Below are 13,750 nucleotides of genomic sequence, written 5' to 3'. Positions count from 1 at the left end.
CTGGGCGACCCCGTCCGGATCATCCCCGGCCAGGCATGCCGGCCCCACGCGGCGGGTAGAGCACTGCCATGCAGACCTTCCTCCCGTATCCGGACTTTCTGGCCAGCGCCCGCGCGCTGGACCAGAGGCGGCTGGGCAAGCAGCGGGTGGAGGCCATCCAGGTGCTGCGCGGGCTGACCCGCCCCGGGTACGGCTGGCGCAACCACCCCGCCGTGAAGATGTGGGCCGGGTACGAGGAGGCGCTCACCCGCTACGGGCTGGACATGTGCGCGGTCTGGACCGAGCCGGGTCGGGCCGACACGTGTGCCGCCACGCTGGCCGTGGACCTCGCCGCCGCCTGCGGCCCCGGGGTGATCCGTACCCAGGACGAACTGACCCGGGCCGGCGAGCTGCCGCCCTGGCTGGGTCGCGACGACCTGCACCTCAGCCACCGCTCGTCGCTGCTGCGCAAGGACCCGGAGCACTACGGCTCGATCTTCGGCCCGGACGTGCCGACGGACCTGGAGTACGTCTGGCCGGCCTCCGACAGAGAGCGCCGCTGCCTGCCTTAGGAGAGACTGGCGGGGAGAGGGAGGTGCCCGTGGCGCTGTCGCGAGTGGTGGGTCGGCTCATCGGCGTACGTCAGCACGTGGTGGACCCGGGCGGCGATGGCGCGGACCGCGTACCGCGACCGGTGTCGGCGGTGGTGGTGGGCGGCGGGATCGCCGGCATGTCGGCGGCGGTCGTGCTGGCCGAGCGGGGTGTGGCGGTGACGGTGCTGGAGGCCGCGCCGACACTGGGTGGCCGGCTCGGCGCGTGGCCGGAGGCGCTCGCCGACGGCAGCCAGCAGAACGAGCACGGGTTCCACGCGTTCTTCCGGCAGTACTACAACTGGCGGTCCATCCTCCGCCGCGTCGACGCCGACCTGGGGTTTCTCAAGCCCATTCCGGGTTATCCGATCCTCAGTGAACAGTGGCCGACGGAGGAGTTCGGCAAGCTGCCGCCGGCACCGCCGGCCAACCTGCTGGCGTTGCTGCTGCGCAGTCCCAGCCTGCGCCTCTCCGACCTGCGGTCGATGGACCGCGACGCCGCGCTGCCGCTGCTCAGCTACGACCCGGTACGCACCTACGCCGAGCTGGACGACCGCACCGCCGACGAGTTGCTGGCGTCACTGCGGCTGCCGGACCGGGCGCGGGCAATGCTGTTCGAGGTCTTCTCGCACTCGTTCTTCAACCACGAGGCGGAGATGTCGGCAGCCGAAATGGTCGCCCAGTTCCACTTCTATCTGCTCGGCAACCCGGAAGGGCTGGCGTTCGACTGCCCCGACGAGGATTACGCGACGGCGATCTGGGAGCCGCTGACCCGGCACGTGGAGAAGCACGGCGGCCAGGTGCGCGTCGGCTCCGGTGCGACTGGTGTGCACCGTGACGCCGACGGCTGGCGGGTGACGACCACCGACGGCGGCAGTCACTCGGCCGGCCACGTGGTGCTAGCGGTGGATCCGCCGGCTCTCGCCGCGCTGGTGGCGGCCTCTCCCGACCTGGTCGAGCAGGCACCGGAGTTGGCGGAGCGGATGCCCGCGTTCGGCACGCCCGGCCCGCCGTACGCGGTGGCCCGGTACTGGTGCGACGGGGACGTGTCCGCCGAGCGGGCGGTGTTCAGCGGTGTGTCCCGTCAACCAACACTGGACTCGGTGACGCTCTACCACCGGCTGGAGAACGAGTCACGCCGCTGGGCGCGGCAGACCGGCGGTTCGGTCGTCGAGCTGCACGCGTACGCCTGCGAACCCGACGTGCCTGCCGACGAGCTGGCCGAGCGGATGCGCCGCGAGCTGGTGACGCTCTGGCCGGAGGCCGCCGACCTGCGGGTCCGCGAGCTGCGCGCCCGGGTGGAGGCACAGGCGCCGGCGTTCACGCCGGGCAGCCACGCCTGGCGTCCGGGGGTACGCACCGAGGCGACAGGCGTCTACCTGGCCGGCGACGGGATCGCCACGGACTTCCCGAGCGCCCTCATGGAACGCTCCGCGGCAACCGGGATCATCGCGGCGAACCACATCCTGCGCGCCGAGGGCGCTGCTGCCGAGCCGGTGCGGTCGATCCGCCCCCGAGGGCTGCTCGCCGGGCGGCAGACCCCAAACCGACAAAAACCTACATAACCGACAGCCCGCTGCCGTACGCTCGAATGATCATCCGTCGATCGACCGGGCGGGAGGGCAGCGGAGATGTCACCACTGCACCGCGCCGGCAGCCTCCCGCTGGCCGAGGAGTCCGGCCGGGACGACGCGTACCCCCTACTGCGCGACGAGCGTGCCTGCGTCGTCACCGCCCTGCGGCTGGGCTGGTGGATGGCCGACGCGTACCACCACGGCCAGCACGCCGAGTCCTCACCCGCCGTCGCCACCCACCCGCCGGCCAAGCTCTCCAACCTGACCGAGATGTCGACACCGCGCCGGATGCGGATGTACCTGGACGGGGTCGACGTCGCGCTGGCCCAGATCGCCGCGCTCACCCGGCACACCGGGCAACTGCCCGACACGTCCGCCGCCCGCGCCCGACTCCCCGAGCTGGACCGGCTGCCCGACCTGGACCAGCCCGGACCCCTCGACCTCGAATCGCTGCTGCTCGCCCTGGACGACCTCAACGTGGAGGTGCTGCGGTGGGCGATGGCCACCAACCTCCGGATCGGGTTGGCCTACCGGCTCGGCCGGTCGCTGGCCGACACTGTCCGGCCCGGCGACGCCACCCAGTTGCTGCGCCGCTTCAGCGGCCGCCAGATCCAGCTCAGTCGCTGGCTGGACGAGCTGGCAAGCGTCCTGCCGCCGTACTCGGCTGCCGTGGTACGCCGTTCGCTGGCAGCCTGGGCGGTAGTGGTGGAGCGGGCCGGGCGGGGTGACCCGACCGAGCCCGACGCCGCCGAGCTGAGTCGCGAGCTGCGCAACCAGGGTGACCTGTGGCGCGGCGTACTCACCGGTGGCCTGCACCCCCGCGACCTGCTCGACGAGGAGGACTACGCGGTGGTCGCCCGCAACCTGATCATCCGCGACCGGCGGCTCGTGGCGCAGGCCGCCCGGGGCATCTTCTGGCCGGTGCTGGTGCCCCTGCTTGTGGTGCTGTTCGCCGTGGTCGGGGTGAGCGCCGCCGCGGCGGTCGGTTCGCCCACCACCCGGGCCGCCGTCGCACTGCTCGGCCTCGGCGCCGGCCTGGCCGCCATCTGGCGTTCCGTGTCCGGCCCGGCCCTGGCGGTCGCCGCCGAGGTCAACCGGCCTTTGCTGGACAGCGAACTCACCGCGCGGATGGCACTCCGACTGGACCGGCCGCTGGCCATCGCCCGCCGCTCGGTGGGAACCGCTCCCCGGACCCGTCGTCAGCGACGCCCCGAGTCGCCCGAGAGCCGATCGAAATACGTTGCCCCTCTCTCCCCCGCCGACCTACCGTGATCGCGCAAGGTCAACCACCACCGCGGGAGCAGGCAATGACGATGTGGCACGTCACCACCGTGTCGTCGTCGGTGCTGCCCGGCGGCGGTTGCCGAGCGGAAGGTCCCCGGGCGGGCCGGCCCGACTGACGCGTACCCGAACGCGCTGAGCCGCCCCGTCCGACAGCCGGACCGGGCGGCTCTTCGCTGTCCGGATCAGTCCGCCTCTGGAAGGAGATCCCGGTGGACGCCGTCCTCGTCATCAACGCCGACCTCGGCCCGCTGCACCGGGTCACCGTTCAACACGCCGTCCGGATGCTCTGCCGCCGGGTGGCCGAGATCCACGAGGCCGAGCCGGACCAGGTGATCGGTGTCTTCCCGATGCCCCGGGTGGTGCGGCTGGTCCGCTACGTGGTCACCCGGTGGCGGTTCGGCGCCGGGCCGGCCTGGTCCCGCGCCGGGGTGCTGCGCCGCGACAACCGCTGCTGCGCGTACTGCGGCGGCCCGGCGTCGACAATCGACCACATCCTGCCCCGCTCGCGCGGTGGCCGGAACACCTGGCGCAACACGACCGCCGCCTGCTACGCCTGCAACCAGCGCAAGGGCGACCGGACGCCGGCGGAGGCGGCCATGCCGCTGCGCCGGGAGCCGGTGACCCCGGGCTGGTCGGCGCTGGCCGCGCGGTGACCGACCGGGCCGGCGGGAACGGGGGGCCGCATCGGGGTGCGTCCCGGCGCGGCACCCGCCGGCCCCTGGTCCAGGGTGCGTGCCGTCGCTGCAGCCGCTGGTGAGGGATGCGCTCTCGGCTAGGAGGCGCGTTCCTTGACAGTCGACTTCGGACGGCCGTTGGGGCAGTGCGCCCGTATTTCGCTGCGGTTCCCGGCGGACCCCAAGCCGAGCCGGACCTGCTTGGCCGGTCCCGGGTCGTACGTCTCCGCCCGGTAGCCGGGCGCTGGCGTCACCGCGAGCACCTCGACCAGCTTTCCCACGCAGCGAACGGTTACCGTTCCGCCACGCGCCTCCACCGGTACGCCGGAGGACGAGCTGGGCGGCGAGGCGGCCCCGGTCGGTGCGGGCCCGGGGATGGTGGCGGTCGGGCTCGGGGTGGACGTCCGTCCCGGTCTGCTCGGAGGGCCGGGCCGGGGGACGGGCGAGGTGTCTCTGGCCGACGGAGCCGCAGACGGTCGAGGGTCCGTCGCAGCGGCCGATTCGGCGGTACGGGGAAACCCCACCGACGTGGTGCCCGGGCCGACGCCTGTCGGCGGCGCGTCCTGCCCCTGTCGACGATTGTTCGAGTCGCCAAGGGGCCCTGCCATCGCCACGGCGGCCATCAGCGCGCCACCGACAGCCAGGATCGCCCGCCGCCGACGCCACGCCCCCTGCCGCCCGCCCGACTCAACCCGCCCGCCCGACTCGGCTGCCGCAGCTCGCTTCGGCTCGGCGGAATCGCCGCCCTGGGCAGCAGTGGTCGACGCCGGCTGGGCGGCGCTGACAGCCGTCCCGACCGCGGCGCTGACGGGATCCACCGCTCCGGAGGCGACCAGCAGGATGCGGGCCGCCTCGGTGGCCGGCGGCCGGTCGGTCGGATCGTGGGCCAGGCACCAGCGGTACAACCTTTGGACCTCGGCTGGCACGCCATCGATATCGGGCAGCGGGTCCGGCTCGACGTGCTCGGACGCGCGCAGCATCCCGACCTGCGCTTCGGCGGCCCAGGGCAGCCGGCCGGTGAGCACCCGGTGCAGGAGCAATCCGAGGGCGTACACGTCGGAGGCCGGCAGCACCTCGCCGGCGGCCAGCCGTTCCGGGGCGAGGTAGGCCGGCGTACCGAGCAGCCGCCCTTCGAAGTCGATCTCCGGGTCGCCGATCGCGGCCGCGATGCCGAAGTCGAGCATCTTCGCCCCGGCGGGGGTGAGCATGACGTTGCCCGGCTTGATGTCGCGGTGCACCAGCCCTTGGGCGTGCGCTGCCGCGAGCGCCGACGCCACCTCGGCGCAGACCCGCAATCCGGCGCGGGGCGGCAGCGGCCCGGCGGCCAGCCGTTGTTCGAGGGTGTGGCCGTCGAGCAGTTCAAGCACCACGAACGGGACCAGGACACCGTCGAGCGGCGACTCCCCGTAGTCGTAGACGTTTGTGACGTGCGGATGCGACAGCCGGGCCGCCGCCTTGGCCTCCGCCCGGATCCGCCGCCTGCCGTGTGCACCCGAGACGACCAGCACCTTCACGGCCACGTCGCGTTCGAGCACCTCGTCGTACGCCCGGTGCACCGCTGACATGCCGCCCTCGCCGAGACGCTCCAGGAGCCGGTAGCGGCCCGCAAGCACCCGATCACGCTGCACGACGGACAGCCTGCCGTACGGCCCCGGGCCGACACCACCCGGGATCGAGGTCTTGCCATACATGAAATCGACAACGACCGTGGGGCGGTCAGGTCCGGCTGGGCTCACGCGGCCCGGCAGGTGCCCCGTCACACCCTTTGCTCTGCTTCAACCCACGCAACAGATACGAGCCGTAAGTGTTGCGTCAGTTGAAGCAGAGCAAAGGGGGCACTGACAGGTAGGCGGGCCACCCGGCTGCCGGGCCGCAGCGGCTGCCGATCAGCCGCCGGTTGGCGCTCGCCAGGCGAAGCGGGGCGTACGGCGTTCGGCGACCGCCGCCACGCCCTCCCGGGCCTCGCCAGTTGTCACCACCTTCCGGTGCCACCAGGCGATCCGCGCCGGCCCGGCACGGTCGTCGACGATCTCCTTGGCCGCTGCGACGCTCAGCGGCGAACGCTTGGCGATCGTGGCCGTGAGTTCGTCCACCCGCGCGGTGAGCCGGTCGGCGGGCAGCACCTCGTCGACCAGACCGATCCGCAGGGCGCGTTCGGCGTCGATCAGCTCGGCGGTGAACAGGAGGTGCTTGGCGGCGGACGGGCCTACCAGCCGGGCCAGCCGGCGGGTGGTGGGTGCCGGATAGACCAGGCCGAGCCGGGCCGGCGGTACGCCGAACCGGGCGTCGTCCGCCGCTATCCGCAGGTCGCAGGCCACCGCGAGCTGGGCGCCACCTCCGACGCAGGCACCCCGGATGGCCGCCACTGTCGGCTTGGCGAAACTGGCCAGGCGTTCCTCGGCGGTCACCGCGATGCTGGCGTCGCCCGCGTCCAGCAGTTCGGCCAGGTCACCGAGGTCGGCGCCGGCGCAGAAGGCGTCGCCCGCGCCGGTCAGCACCAACGCGCGTACGTCGGGGTCGGGCTCCAGCCGATCGAGCAGCTCGGGCAACTGCCGCCACATGGCCGCCGTCATCGCGTTGCGCCGAGCCGGGTTGTGGATCACCACGGTCGCCACCGGCCCGGTCACGTCGACGGTCAACTCCGCGTCCGACACGTCCGCCCCCTTTCCGCGTCAGCCGTCCGGGGGCGTACGCCGCCGATCCGACCCGCCGGCACACGGCGGTGCGGCGACCATAACGGCGCGAACCCGGCGACCGCCCGTGAGGGGTGGCCGCCGGGTCCTGGCGTGTCAGCTCAGGTCAGGAGACGTTGAGCGCCGTGTCGTCGATGACGAAGGACGTCTGCAGCGAGGAGTCCTCGGTGCCGGTGAACTTCAGGCTGACGGTCTGACCGGCGTACGCGGCCAGGGAGAAGGACTTCTGGCTGTAGCTGGTGCCCTTGTTCAGGTTCGAGTAGGTCGCCAGCGTGGCCAGCACCGTTCCGCTCGAGTTGAGCACCTGCACGTTGAGCTTGTCGTACGCGACGCTTGTGGTCGTCTCGGCCGAGTTGACGTACAGCCAGAAGCTGAGGGCGTACGACGAGCAGCCGGCCGGCAGAGTCACCGACTGGGCCAGCGTCTCGGTGCGGGTGCTGCCGTACCCGTTCAGCCACGCCTTGTACGACCCGGTGCGGGCCGGCCGGGTGCTGGAGTTGGTGATGACGCCGGAGCTGGCCGTCCAGCCGGTCGCACCGGACTCGAAGCCCGGGTTGGCCAGCTTCTGACCCGGCGCGGTGCAGCCGCCACCGGTGCCGTTCACTGTCAGCGAGTACGTGGCGCTGCGGGTGACAGCGCCGGCACCGTTGACGGTGATCGAGTAGGTGCCGGGCGGGGTGCTCGCCGAGGTGCTGATGGTGAGGGTGGACGAGCCGCCCGAGGTCACCGAGGCGGGGCTGAACGCGGCGGTCGCCCCGCTGGGCAGGCCGGACGCGGAGAACGTCACGGTCTGCGCCGTACCGCTGGTGGTGGCGGTCGCCACAGTGGTGGAGACCGAGCTGCCCGGGTTGACCGCGCCGGAGGTCGGCGAGAGCGACACCGAGAAGTCGTTGCCGGTCGAGCAGGTCGAGTCGCTGCCGGCCACGTTCACAGCGGTCCAGGCGGCCTGAACGGCCTTGTACTCGGTGGAGCAGCTGCCGTACAGATCGGTGGCCGCGCGCAGGGTGTAGGCGCGGGAGGTGTTCGCCGGGTTGCTGGTGTTGACGTACGACGTGTTGGAGGTGAAGTAGACGTCCAACGCCCGGTACCAGATCTTCTCGGCCTTGACCCGGCCGATGCCGGTCACCGCAGGAGCGGAGCCGCAGACCGGAGAGGTGCCGTACGACGTGGCGCCCGTGCCCTCGGCGAGGTTGAAGAAGAAGTGGTTGGCGACGCCGGAGGAGTAGTGCACGTCCTTGTTCCGGGTGCTGGTGGACCAGCAGCTGTCGGACGAGCCGTCCAGCGACGGGTTGTACATGTAGCGCAGCGGCGTACCGTTGCCATTGATGTTGATCTTCTCACCGACCTGGTAGTCGCCCGGGTCGCTCGGCGCGGCGGCGTAGAACTCCACCATGTTGCCGAAGATGTCGCTCGTGGCCTCGTTGAGGCCACCGGACTCGCCGGAGTAGACCAGGCCGGCAAGCGCCTCGGTGACGCCGTGGCTCATCTCGTGCCCGGCCACGTCCAGCGACACCAGCGGCCGGGAGTTGCCCGAGCCGTCGCCGTAGGTCATCTGGGCGCCGTCCCAGAAGGCGTTGACGTAGTTGTTGCCGTAGTGCACGCGGCTGGGCACGCCCTGGCCGTTGCCGAAGATCCCGTTGCGGCCGTGCACGTTCTTGAAGTAGTCGAACGTCTTGGCGGCACCGAAGTGCGCGTCCACGGCGGCAGACTGCCGGTTGGAGGCGGCGCCGGTGCCCCAGGCGTTGTCGGCGTCGGTGAACGTGGTGCAGGTGGACGTGCCGTTGTTCATGTCGCAGGTACGGCCGTTGCCGTGCGACGGGTCGATCATCTGGTACGTGCTGCCGGAGAGCGTCGTGTCGATGCTTACCGAGCCGCTGTAGATGCCCTGGCCGCTGCCGACCACCGACTCGATCTCGTCGTACGACCCCACTGCCGCGCCGGTGACGGCATCGGTGATGACGTGCAGCCGGGACGGGGTCTGCCCGTCGGGCTGCCAGCCGCTGACCACAGTTTCCCAGGCGAGCCGACCCTTGCCGGAGCTGGCGTCGACGAACAGCTCGGGTGCGCCCACCGATTCCGCCTTGCCGGTGAATTCGGCGCGGGCGGCCTTCTTTGCCGCGTCGGCGGTGACCTTGGCCGTGGTGGCGACGGTAAGCGGTGCGGCGAGTCCGACCGAACTGCCGGCGTAGGTGCCGTTGGGCGCGGTGTGGATGACGAAGTCACCGCCGTACACCCGAAGGCCCTGGTAGGTCCGGGTGTAACGGGTGTGCGCCGCGCCGGAGGCGTCCACCTTGGTGCTCTGCACCTGGTAGGACTCGGCGCTCGAACCCTGGACCGCGCCGGGGTTCGTTCGCAGGACGCTCGCCGCCTGGGCCGCGGCGGAGGCGCCCGGCGCGGGGGCGGTGGGTGGGGCCGCTTGTGCCGCGGTGGCGACACAGGTCAGCAGGCCGCTGGTGAGCAGCGCTGCGCTGACGGCGGCGACGGATCGTTTCACGTGCCCTCCTGGAAGGAGAAAGAGTGTGACGGGGGTAGTCACGCATGTAGATATAGCCATGTGTTGACGAAAAGAGAAGGGCTGAACCGTTCCCAGACATCGACATTGGCCGAACGGATGAGTGCCTTGACAAGGGAACCAACGGCAGGCATCGCGCGTCCGACGGACATGAGACCCGCCTCGACAGCCGGTGCCACGATCGCGCTCCTGGCCGCCTTCCTGGTCGGCTGCACCAGCACCGACCAGGCCGACACCCCCCAGGCCCAGCCGTCGGCCACCGCCGACGGCACCTCGGCCACCGCCGCCCCGCCGTCCGCTGTCCCCGCCACCTCGGCACCCACGCCGACCGCCTCCGGCGCCACCGACAGCTCGACCGCGCGCGTGCTGCTGTTCCGCTCCGGCGGCTTCGCCGGCCGCGGCGACCAGGTGACAGTCGAGCCGGACGGCAGGTGGACTGCGGTGGACCGGGCCGGCAGCCGGCGCACCGGCCAACTCGCCCCCGCCGACCTCGGCCGCCTACGCGGGCTCGCCGCCGACCCCCGGCTCACCACCGAGGCCCGCCAGGGAACGAGCACTACCAGCTGCGCCGACGCCTTCAGCTACCGGCTGACCGTCGGCACCATCGAGACCGGGTACGTCGACTGCCCCGCCGACCCCGCACCGCCGCCGGCAACTCGCGCGCTCGTCGAACTGCTGCTGCGCGCCACCGACACTCAGACCAGGTAGTCCACCGGCAGGCCGGTGCCCCGCAACTCCAGAGGCAGGTGGGCAACGTCGTTGACAGCGATCAGACTCGGCGGCCCCGCCGGGCCGTACCGGATCACGGTCAGACCCGCGTTGTGCAGGTTCAAACCCAGCCACCGGTGCTCCGGCGCGTCGAGGGCGTGCCGCACCAGCCAGGCGATCAGGAAGTTGTGCGTCACGACCAGCTCGCGAATCGGTTCGTCACCGGCGGCCTCCGCGCTGACCGGGCCGGCGAACCGCCGCACCGCCGCCGCCGTCACCTTCGGCCCGTCGGCCCTCTCGGCCGCCGAGAACCGGGCAAGGAATTCGGCGTACGCCTGCGGCAGGCCAGCCGGATCCGTGTCGTGCGGCAGGTGGTCACCGGCCAGCTCCGTGGCGTACACCGGGACCCCGGGCAGCGACTGCGCGACCAGCTCGGCGGTCTGCGCGGCCCGGAGCAGCGGCCCGTGGTGGACGGCGGCGAACGGGCGGCCCCGCAGCCGCTCGCCGAGCAACGCGGCCTGCCGCCGACCGCGCTCCGACAGGCCGGTGTCCGGCTCGCCCGGCCCGGTCAGATCCTGCTCGCCGTGTCGGGTCAAGTACAGCAGCCGCGTCCGCATGCCCACACCTCAACACAGCGGAGGGCGCGGGATCGCCCGCGCCCTCCGCTGTGGCTCGCCCCTACGATCGGGGGAACATCTGGCCGATGCGGATCCGGTTGCCGAACGGGTCCCGGATACCGAAGTCGATCCCGTACGGACGCTCGGTCGGCTCGTCGGTGATCTCGACACCCTTCGCCACCAGATCCTCGTGTGTCTTGCGGGCGTCGTCGGTGGTCATGAAGAGGTATCCGCCCAGGGCGCCCTTGGTGAGAAGCTCACGGACCTGCTCCGCGGTGGCCGGGTCCAGTGCCGGCGGGCCCGGCTTCTCCAGCAGGATCTCCCGCTCCGGGTCGCCGGGCAGGTTGACGGTCAACCACCGCATGAAACCGAGGTCCTGGTCGGTGTTGACCTCCATGCCGAGCTTGTTCACGTAGAAGTCGAGTGCCTCGTCCTGGTCCAGGACGTAGATCTGGGAGCGGCTGATCGCGTTCATCGTCATGCCCATGACGGTAGAGGTCGCCCCTGAACTGCTGCTTATCCAAAACTGACAGGTCTGGTCCACGCCTTGGTGAAGCAGGACGGCACGTTTGTCGGTGTCGTCCGTTGACGGAAGCTCGTGGGTGACTCCCCGACGATCTGCCGGAACGTGCGGCTGAACGTGCCCAGGCTGCTGAAGCCGACCGCGTAACAGATGTCGGTGACGTCCCGGTCGGTCTCCACGAGCAGCGACATCGCCCGCTCCACCCGACGACGTTGCAGGTAGCGGTGCGGAGTCTCGCCGAACGTGGCCCGGAACGTCCGGATGAAGTGGGCATCCGACACGTGCGCGATCCGGGCCAACGCCGGGATGTCCAACGGCTGGGCGTACGCCCGGTCCATCGCGTCCCTGGCGCGCAGCATCGCCCGGTTCGACTGCTCCACCGCGCGACTCATCGGACCCCCGTCCCGCTCGGCTCGTTGCCCGACCCCAGGCTACCGCCAGGACTGGACAGCTCGGTCAGCCGAACTGGGGCTGCGGCAGTCGGCGCTGCTGCGCGTATGCGCCGGCGGCGACCCCGCCCGGTGAGGCCAGCACCGATGACCATCAGAGCGACGACGCCGAGCAGGGCGCCGAGCAGCACCGTGCTGCGCACGCCGTGGCCCGGCAGCGCGAGACCGGCGACCAGGGCGCCGCCGGTAATGCCGACGTTCACGGCGGCGGAAACGGTGGCGGCCGCGAGGTCGGAGCGCCCTGGCGCCACCTGGAGGACGACGCCACCGAGCACAGCTGTGAATGCCGCGAACGCCAGTCCGGCCAGAGCGAGCAGGCCCACCGCAGCCGCCGGGCGGTGGCCGATCGCGTACAGCCCGAGCAGTGCCACCGACTGCAGCGCGACTGTCGCGACCAGGGCCAGCCACGGGTTGCGGTCCACTACCGCTCCGACAGCGAGGATCCCGACCACGCTGGCAACACCGCGCGCCAACAGGATGACCCCGACCGCCGAGGCGGGGAACCCGCTGACCTCGGTGACGAAGAGGGCGACGTAGGTGTAGGCGGCGATGGCACCTGCGGTCGTCAGGATCGCTACGGCCACCAGCAGCCAGAAGCGGCGGACGTCGGGTGTCGCACCTCGGGCGGCGTGTCCCTGATCGGGCGGCGCGGAGGGCAGCAGTGACGCCACCGCGACGAGCACGACCGCGCCGAGCCCGGCCACCGCCAGGAACGACACCCGCCAGCCCGCGCGTTCGCCGAGCCAGGTGCCCGCAGGCACCCCCATGACCAGGGCGACGCTGCCGCCGGCGAACACGATCGACACCACCCGACCGCGCAGCCCGGGTCGGAACAACTCGGCAGCGGCCGGCACCACAACGGCCCAGAACAACGCATGCGTCGCAGCGGTTGCCATCCTGGCCGCCAGCAGCAACGCGAACGTACTCGCGAACACAGTGATCGCGGTGCTGACGACGAAGCCGGCCAGGAGCGCCGACAGCAGTCGTCGGCGAGGAATCCTCCTGGCCAGGGCCGTCAACGGAATCGAGGCGACAACCACCACCGCGCCGTACGCGGTGACGAGCATGCCCACTTGCGACGGTGTGACGGCGAGGTCCGCGGCCATCGGGAGCAGCAGGCCGATCGGCAGCGCCTCGGCTGTGGTGTAGAGGAACGTCCCGCCGGACAAGCCGATCAGTGCCCCCACTGCTCGCCAGCGGCCCATCCACCCCTCCAACTGTTACCGGCTAAGTTCCTTACACTAGAAACAAGCTAGCGATGCCTCCGATGAGGGTCAACTGGTAAAGTCGGTTTTGATGGAAACAGCCGAGGACGTGACGCGGATGCACCTGGTGGGCGGCAACCTCGCCCTGGACTTCGTCAACACCCGCACCGGCCCACCCGTCGGGCCCTCGGACGACGACGTGCTCACGGGCTATCCGGAACTGGTCGCCTGGGGCGTGCACGCGGGCACCCTTACCCAAACTGAGGCGACAGCGCTACGCCGGCTGTCACGCAACGACCCAGAAGGCGCTCATGCTGCCTTTTCACGAGCGCTTGACACCCGCGACTACCTCGACGAAATCTTCCGATCGCTGGCCGCCGGAGGCGCACCGAGCACGGCCGCCCTGGCCCGGCTGCGGGACGACGAAGCGGACGCCCTCAGCCACGCACAGCTCGAAGGCGGGAGCACGTTCGCGTGGGTCTGGCGAGATGACCAGACGCTTGCCCGACCTCTCCGGCCGGTGGTGCATGCGGCGGTCCAACTGCTCACCGCAGGGCCGCTGGACCGGATCAAGGGTTGCGGAGGCTGCCGCTTCCTCTTCCACGATGAGAGCAAGAACCGCAGTCGCCGCTGGTGCAGCATGGACGACTGCGGCACTGCCGAGAAGATGCGCCGCTACGTCGCCGCGCGGCGGCGGCGCTCGGAAAAAGCCTGATGGAATTGGAGCCCCCGGCCGGGATCGAACCGGCGACATCTCGCTTACAAGGCGAGTGCTCTGGCCAGCTGAGCTACAGGGGCGCGTGCGTCGAGGTCAGCATAGCGACTGCCGTCCGGATATCCCGCTCGCGAGGGCTCCCGAGCACGGGAAACGTCAACAACCCGACGCCCGTACGTCTCCAGGTGGCCGATCGGACGTGTCGATTGATGTCCTACCGTGCCCGA

13 protein-coding genes and 1 tRNA gene are annotated in these 13,750 nt (G+C 71.4%); 6 read left to right on the top strand and 8 right to left on the bottom strand.

The window, feature by feature from the left end:
- Positions 1-68: 68 nt before the first annotated feature.
- The 4 genes from ACLQ23_RS07360 (at position 69) to ACLQ23_RS07345 (ending at position 4,080) form a co-directional block, all read left to right on the top strand.
- On the top strand, positions 69-551 hold the full coding sequence (locus tag ACLQ23_RS07360; protein ID WP_355589875.1) for an MSMEG_6728 family protein: 483 nt from the start codon (positions 69-71) through the stop codon (positions 549-551).
- 29 nt (positions 552-580) lie between these two features.
- Positions 581-2,134 (top strand): FAD-dependent oxidoreductase, encoded by a 1,554-nt coding sequence (locus tag ACLQ23_RS07355; RefSeq protein WP_425880469.1) that lies wholly within the window; start codon positions 581-583, stop codon positions 2,132-2,134.
- 66 nt (positions 2,135-2,200) lie between these two features.
- Positions 2,201-3,415, top strand: coding sequence for a hypothetical protein (locus ACLQ23_RS07350; RefSeq protein ID WP_355627807.1), 1,215 nt, complete (start codon positions 2,201-2,203; stop codon positions 3,413-3,415).
- A 221-nt stretch (positions 3,416-3,636) separates the two neighbouring features.
- On the top strand, positions 3,637-4,080 hold the full coding sequence (locus tag ACLQ23_RS07345) for an HNH endonuclease (RefSeq protein WP_425880468.1): 444 nt from the start codon (positions 3,637-3,639) through the stop codon (positions 4,078-4,080).
- Between the two features lie 119 nt (positions 4,081-4,199).
- Here ACLQ23_RS07345 and ACLQ23_RS07340 read toward each other — a convergent pair whose 3' ends face one another.
- The 3 genes from ACLQ23_RS07340 to ACLQ23_RS07330 form a co-directional block, all read right to left on the bottom strand.
- Complete coding sequence (locus tag ACLQ23_RS07340) at positions 4,200-5,729, bottom strand: protein kinase domain-containing protein (RefSeq protein ID WP_425880467.1); 1,530 nt, start codon at positions 5,727-5,729, stop codon at positions 4,200-4,202.
- A 258-nt stretch (positions 5,730-5,987) separates the two neighbouring features.
- Positions 5,988-6,755: an enoyl-CoA hydratase/isomerase family protein gene (locus ACLQ23_RS07335; RefSeq protein WP_425880466.1), complete on the bottom strand. Its 768-nt coding sequence runs from the start codon at positions 6,753-6,755 to the stop codon at positions 5,988-5,990.
- Between the two features lie 145 nt (positions 6,756-6,900).
- A complete protein-coding gene (locus tag ACLQ23_RS07330) occupies positions 6,901-9,288 on the bottom strand; it encodes a M4 family metallopeptidase (protein WP_425880465.1) in 2,388 nt (795 codons plus the stop codon).
- 168 nt (positions 9,289-9,456) lie between these two features.
- Here ACLQ23_RS07330 and ACLQ23_RS07325 point away from each other — a divergent pair, with 168 nt between their 5' ends.
- Positions 9,457-10,014, top strand: coding sequence for a hypothetical protein (locus ACLQ23_RS07325; RefSeq protein WP_425880464.1), 558 nt, complete (start codon positions 9,457-9,459; stop codon positions 10,012-10,014).
- On the opposite strand, the gene ACLQ23_RS07320 is transcribed toward ACLQ23_RS07325, so the two are convergent.
- The 4 genes from ACLQ23_RS07320 to ACLQ23_RS07305 all read right to left on the bottom strand — a co-directional run bounded on the left by ACLQ23_RS07320 (position 10,002) and on the right by ACLQ23_RS07305 (position 12,808).
- Entirely contained in the window at positions 10,002-10,631 is a 630-nt protein-coding gene (locus ACLQ23_RS07320) for a histidine phosphatase family protein (RefSeq protein WP_355627818.1), read from the bottom strand. The genes ACLQ23_RS07325 and ACLQ23_RS07320 overlap by 13 nt on opposite strands.
- 61 nt (positions 10,632-10,692) lie before the next feature.
- Positions 10,693-11,112 (bottom strand): VOC family protein, encoded by a 420-nt coding sequence (locus tag ACLQ23_RS07315; RefSeq protein ID WP_053655034.1) that lies wholly within the window; start codon positions 11,110-11,112, stop codon positions 10,693-10,695.
- Positions 11,113-11,147: 35 nt separating this feature from the next.
- Positions 11,148-11,546: an AraC family transcriptional regulator gene (locus tag ACLQ23_RS07310; protein ID WP_355589899.1), complete on the bottom strand. Its 399-nt coding sequence runs from the start codon at positions 11,544-11,546 to the stop codon at positions 11,148-11,150.
- Complete coding sequence (locus ACLQ23_RS07305; RefSeq protein ID WP_355627821.1) at positions 11,543-12,808, bottom strand: MFS transporter; 1,266 nt, start codon at positions 12,806-12,808, stop codon at positions 11,543-11,545. The genes ACLQ23_RS07310 and ACLQ23_RS07305 overlap by 4 nt, the downstream gene beginning before the upstream one ends.
- Before the next feature lie 91 nt (positions 12,809-12,899).
- Here ACLQ23_RS07305 and ACLQ23_RS07300 point away from each other — a divergent pair, with 91 nt between their 5' ends.
- Positions 12,900-13,523 carry a CGNR zinc finger domain-containing protein gene (locus ACLQ23_RS07300; RefSeq protein ID WP_355627823.1) on the top strand — a complete coding sequence of 208 codons (624 nt, stop codon included), beginning with the start codon at positions 12,900-12,902 and terminating at the stop codon, positions 13,521-13,523.
- Between the two features lie 6 nt (positions 13,524-13,529).
- Here the strand turns inward: ACLQ23_RS07300 and ACLQ23_RS07295 are convergent.
- A tRNA-Thr gene (locus ACLQ23_RS07295) sits at positions 13,530-13,606 on the bottom strand.
- Positions 13,607-13,750 lie beyond the last annotated feature (144 nt).

It is taken from the genome of Micromonospora sp. DT41 (assembly GCF_049841715.1).
Lineage (GTDB): Bacteria > Actinomycetota > Actinomycetes > Mycobacteriales > Micromonosporaceae > Micromonospora > Micromonospora profundi.
The sequence above is the reverse complement of the archived record's forward strand: the minus strand, read 5'-3'. Positions and strand labels throughout refer to the sequence as shown.

Coding starts and splice junctions, on each gene's coding strand:
- ACLQ23_RS07305 (WP_355627821.1), bottom strand. CDS start 12,808: ATGGGCCGCTGGCGAGCAGTGGGGGCACTGATCGGCTTGTCCGGCGGG.
- ACLQ23_RS07315 (WP_053655034.1), bottom strand. CDS start 11,112: ATGACGATGAACGCGATCAGCCGCTCCCAGATCTACGTCCTGGACCAG.
- ACLQ23_RS07320 (WP_355627818.1), bottom strand. CDS start 10,631: ATGCGGACGCGGCTGCTGTACTTGACCCGACACGGCGAGCAGGATCTG.
- ACLQ23_RS07350 (WP_355627807.1), top strand. CDS start 2,201: ATGTCACCACTGCACCGCGCCGGCAGCCTCCCGCTGGCCGAGGAGTCC.
- ACLQ23_RS07310 (WP_355589899.1), bottom strand. CDS start 11,546: ATGAGTCGCGCGGTGGAGCAGTCGAACCGGGCGATGCTGCGCGCCAGG.
- ACLQ23_RS07325 (WP_425880464.1), top strand. CDS start 9,457: ATGAGACCCGCCTCGACAGCCGGTGCCACGATCGCGCTCCTGGCCGCC.
- ACLQ23_RS07300 (WP_355627823.1), top strand. CDS start 12,900: ATGGAAACAGCCGAGGACGTGACGCGGATGCACCTGGTGGGCGGCAAC.
- ACLQ23_RS07360 (WP_355589875.1), top strand. CDS start 69: ATGCAGACCTTCCTCCCGTATCCGGACTTTCTGGCCAGCGCCCGCGCG.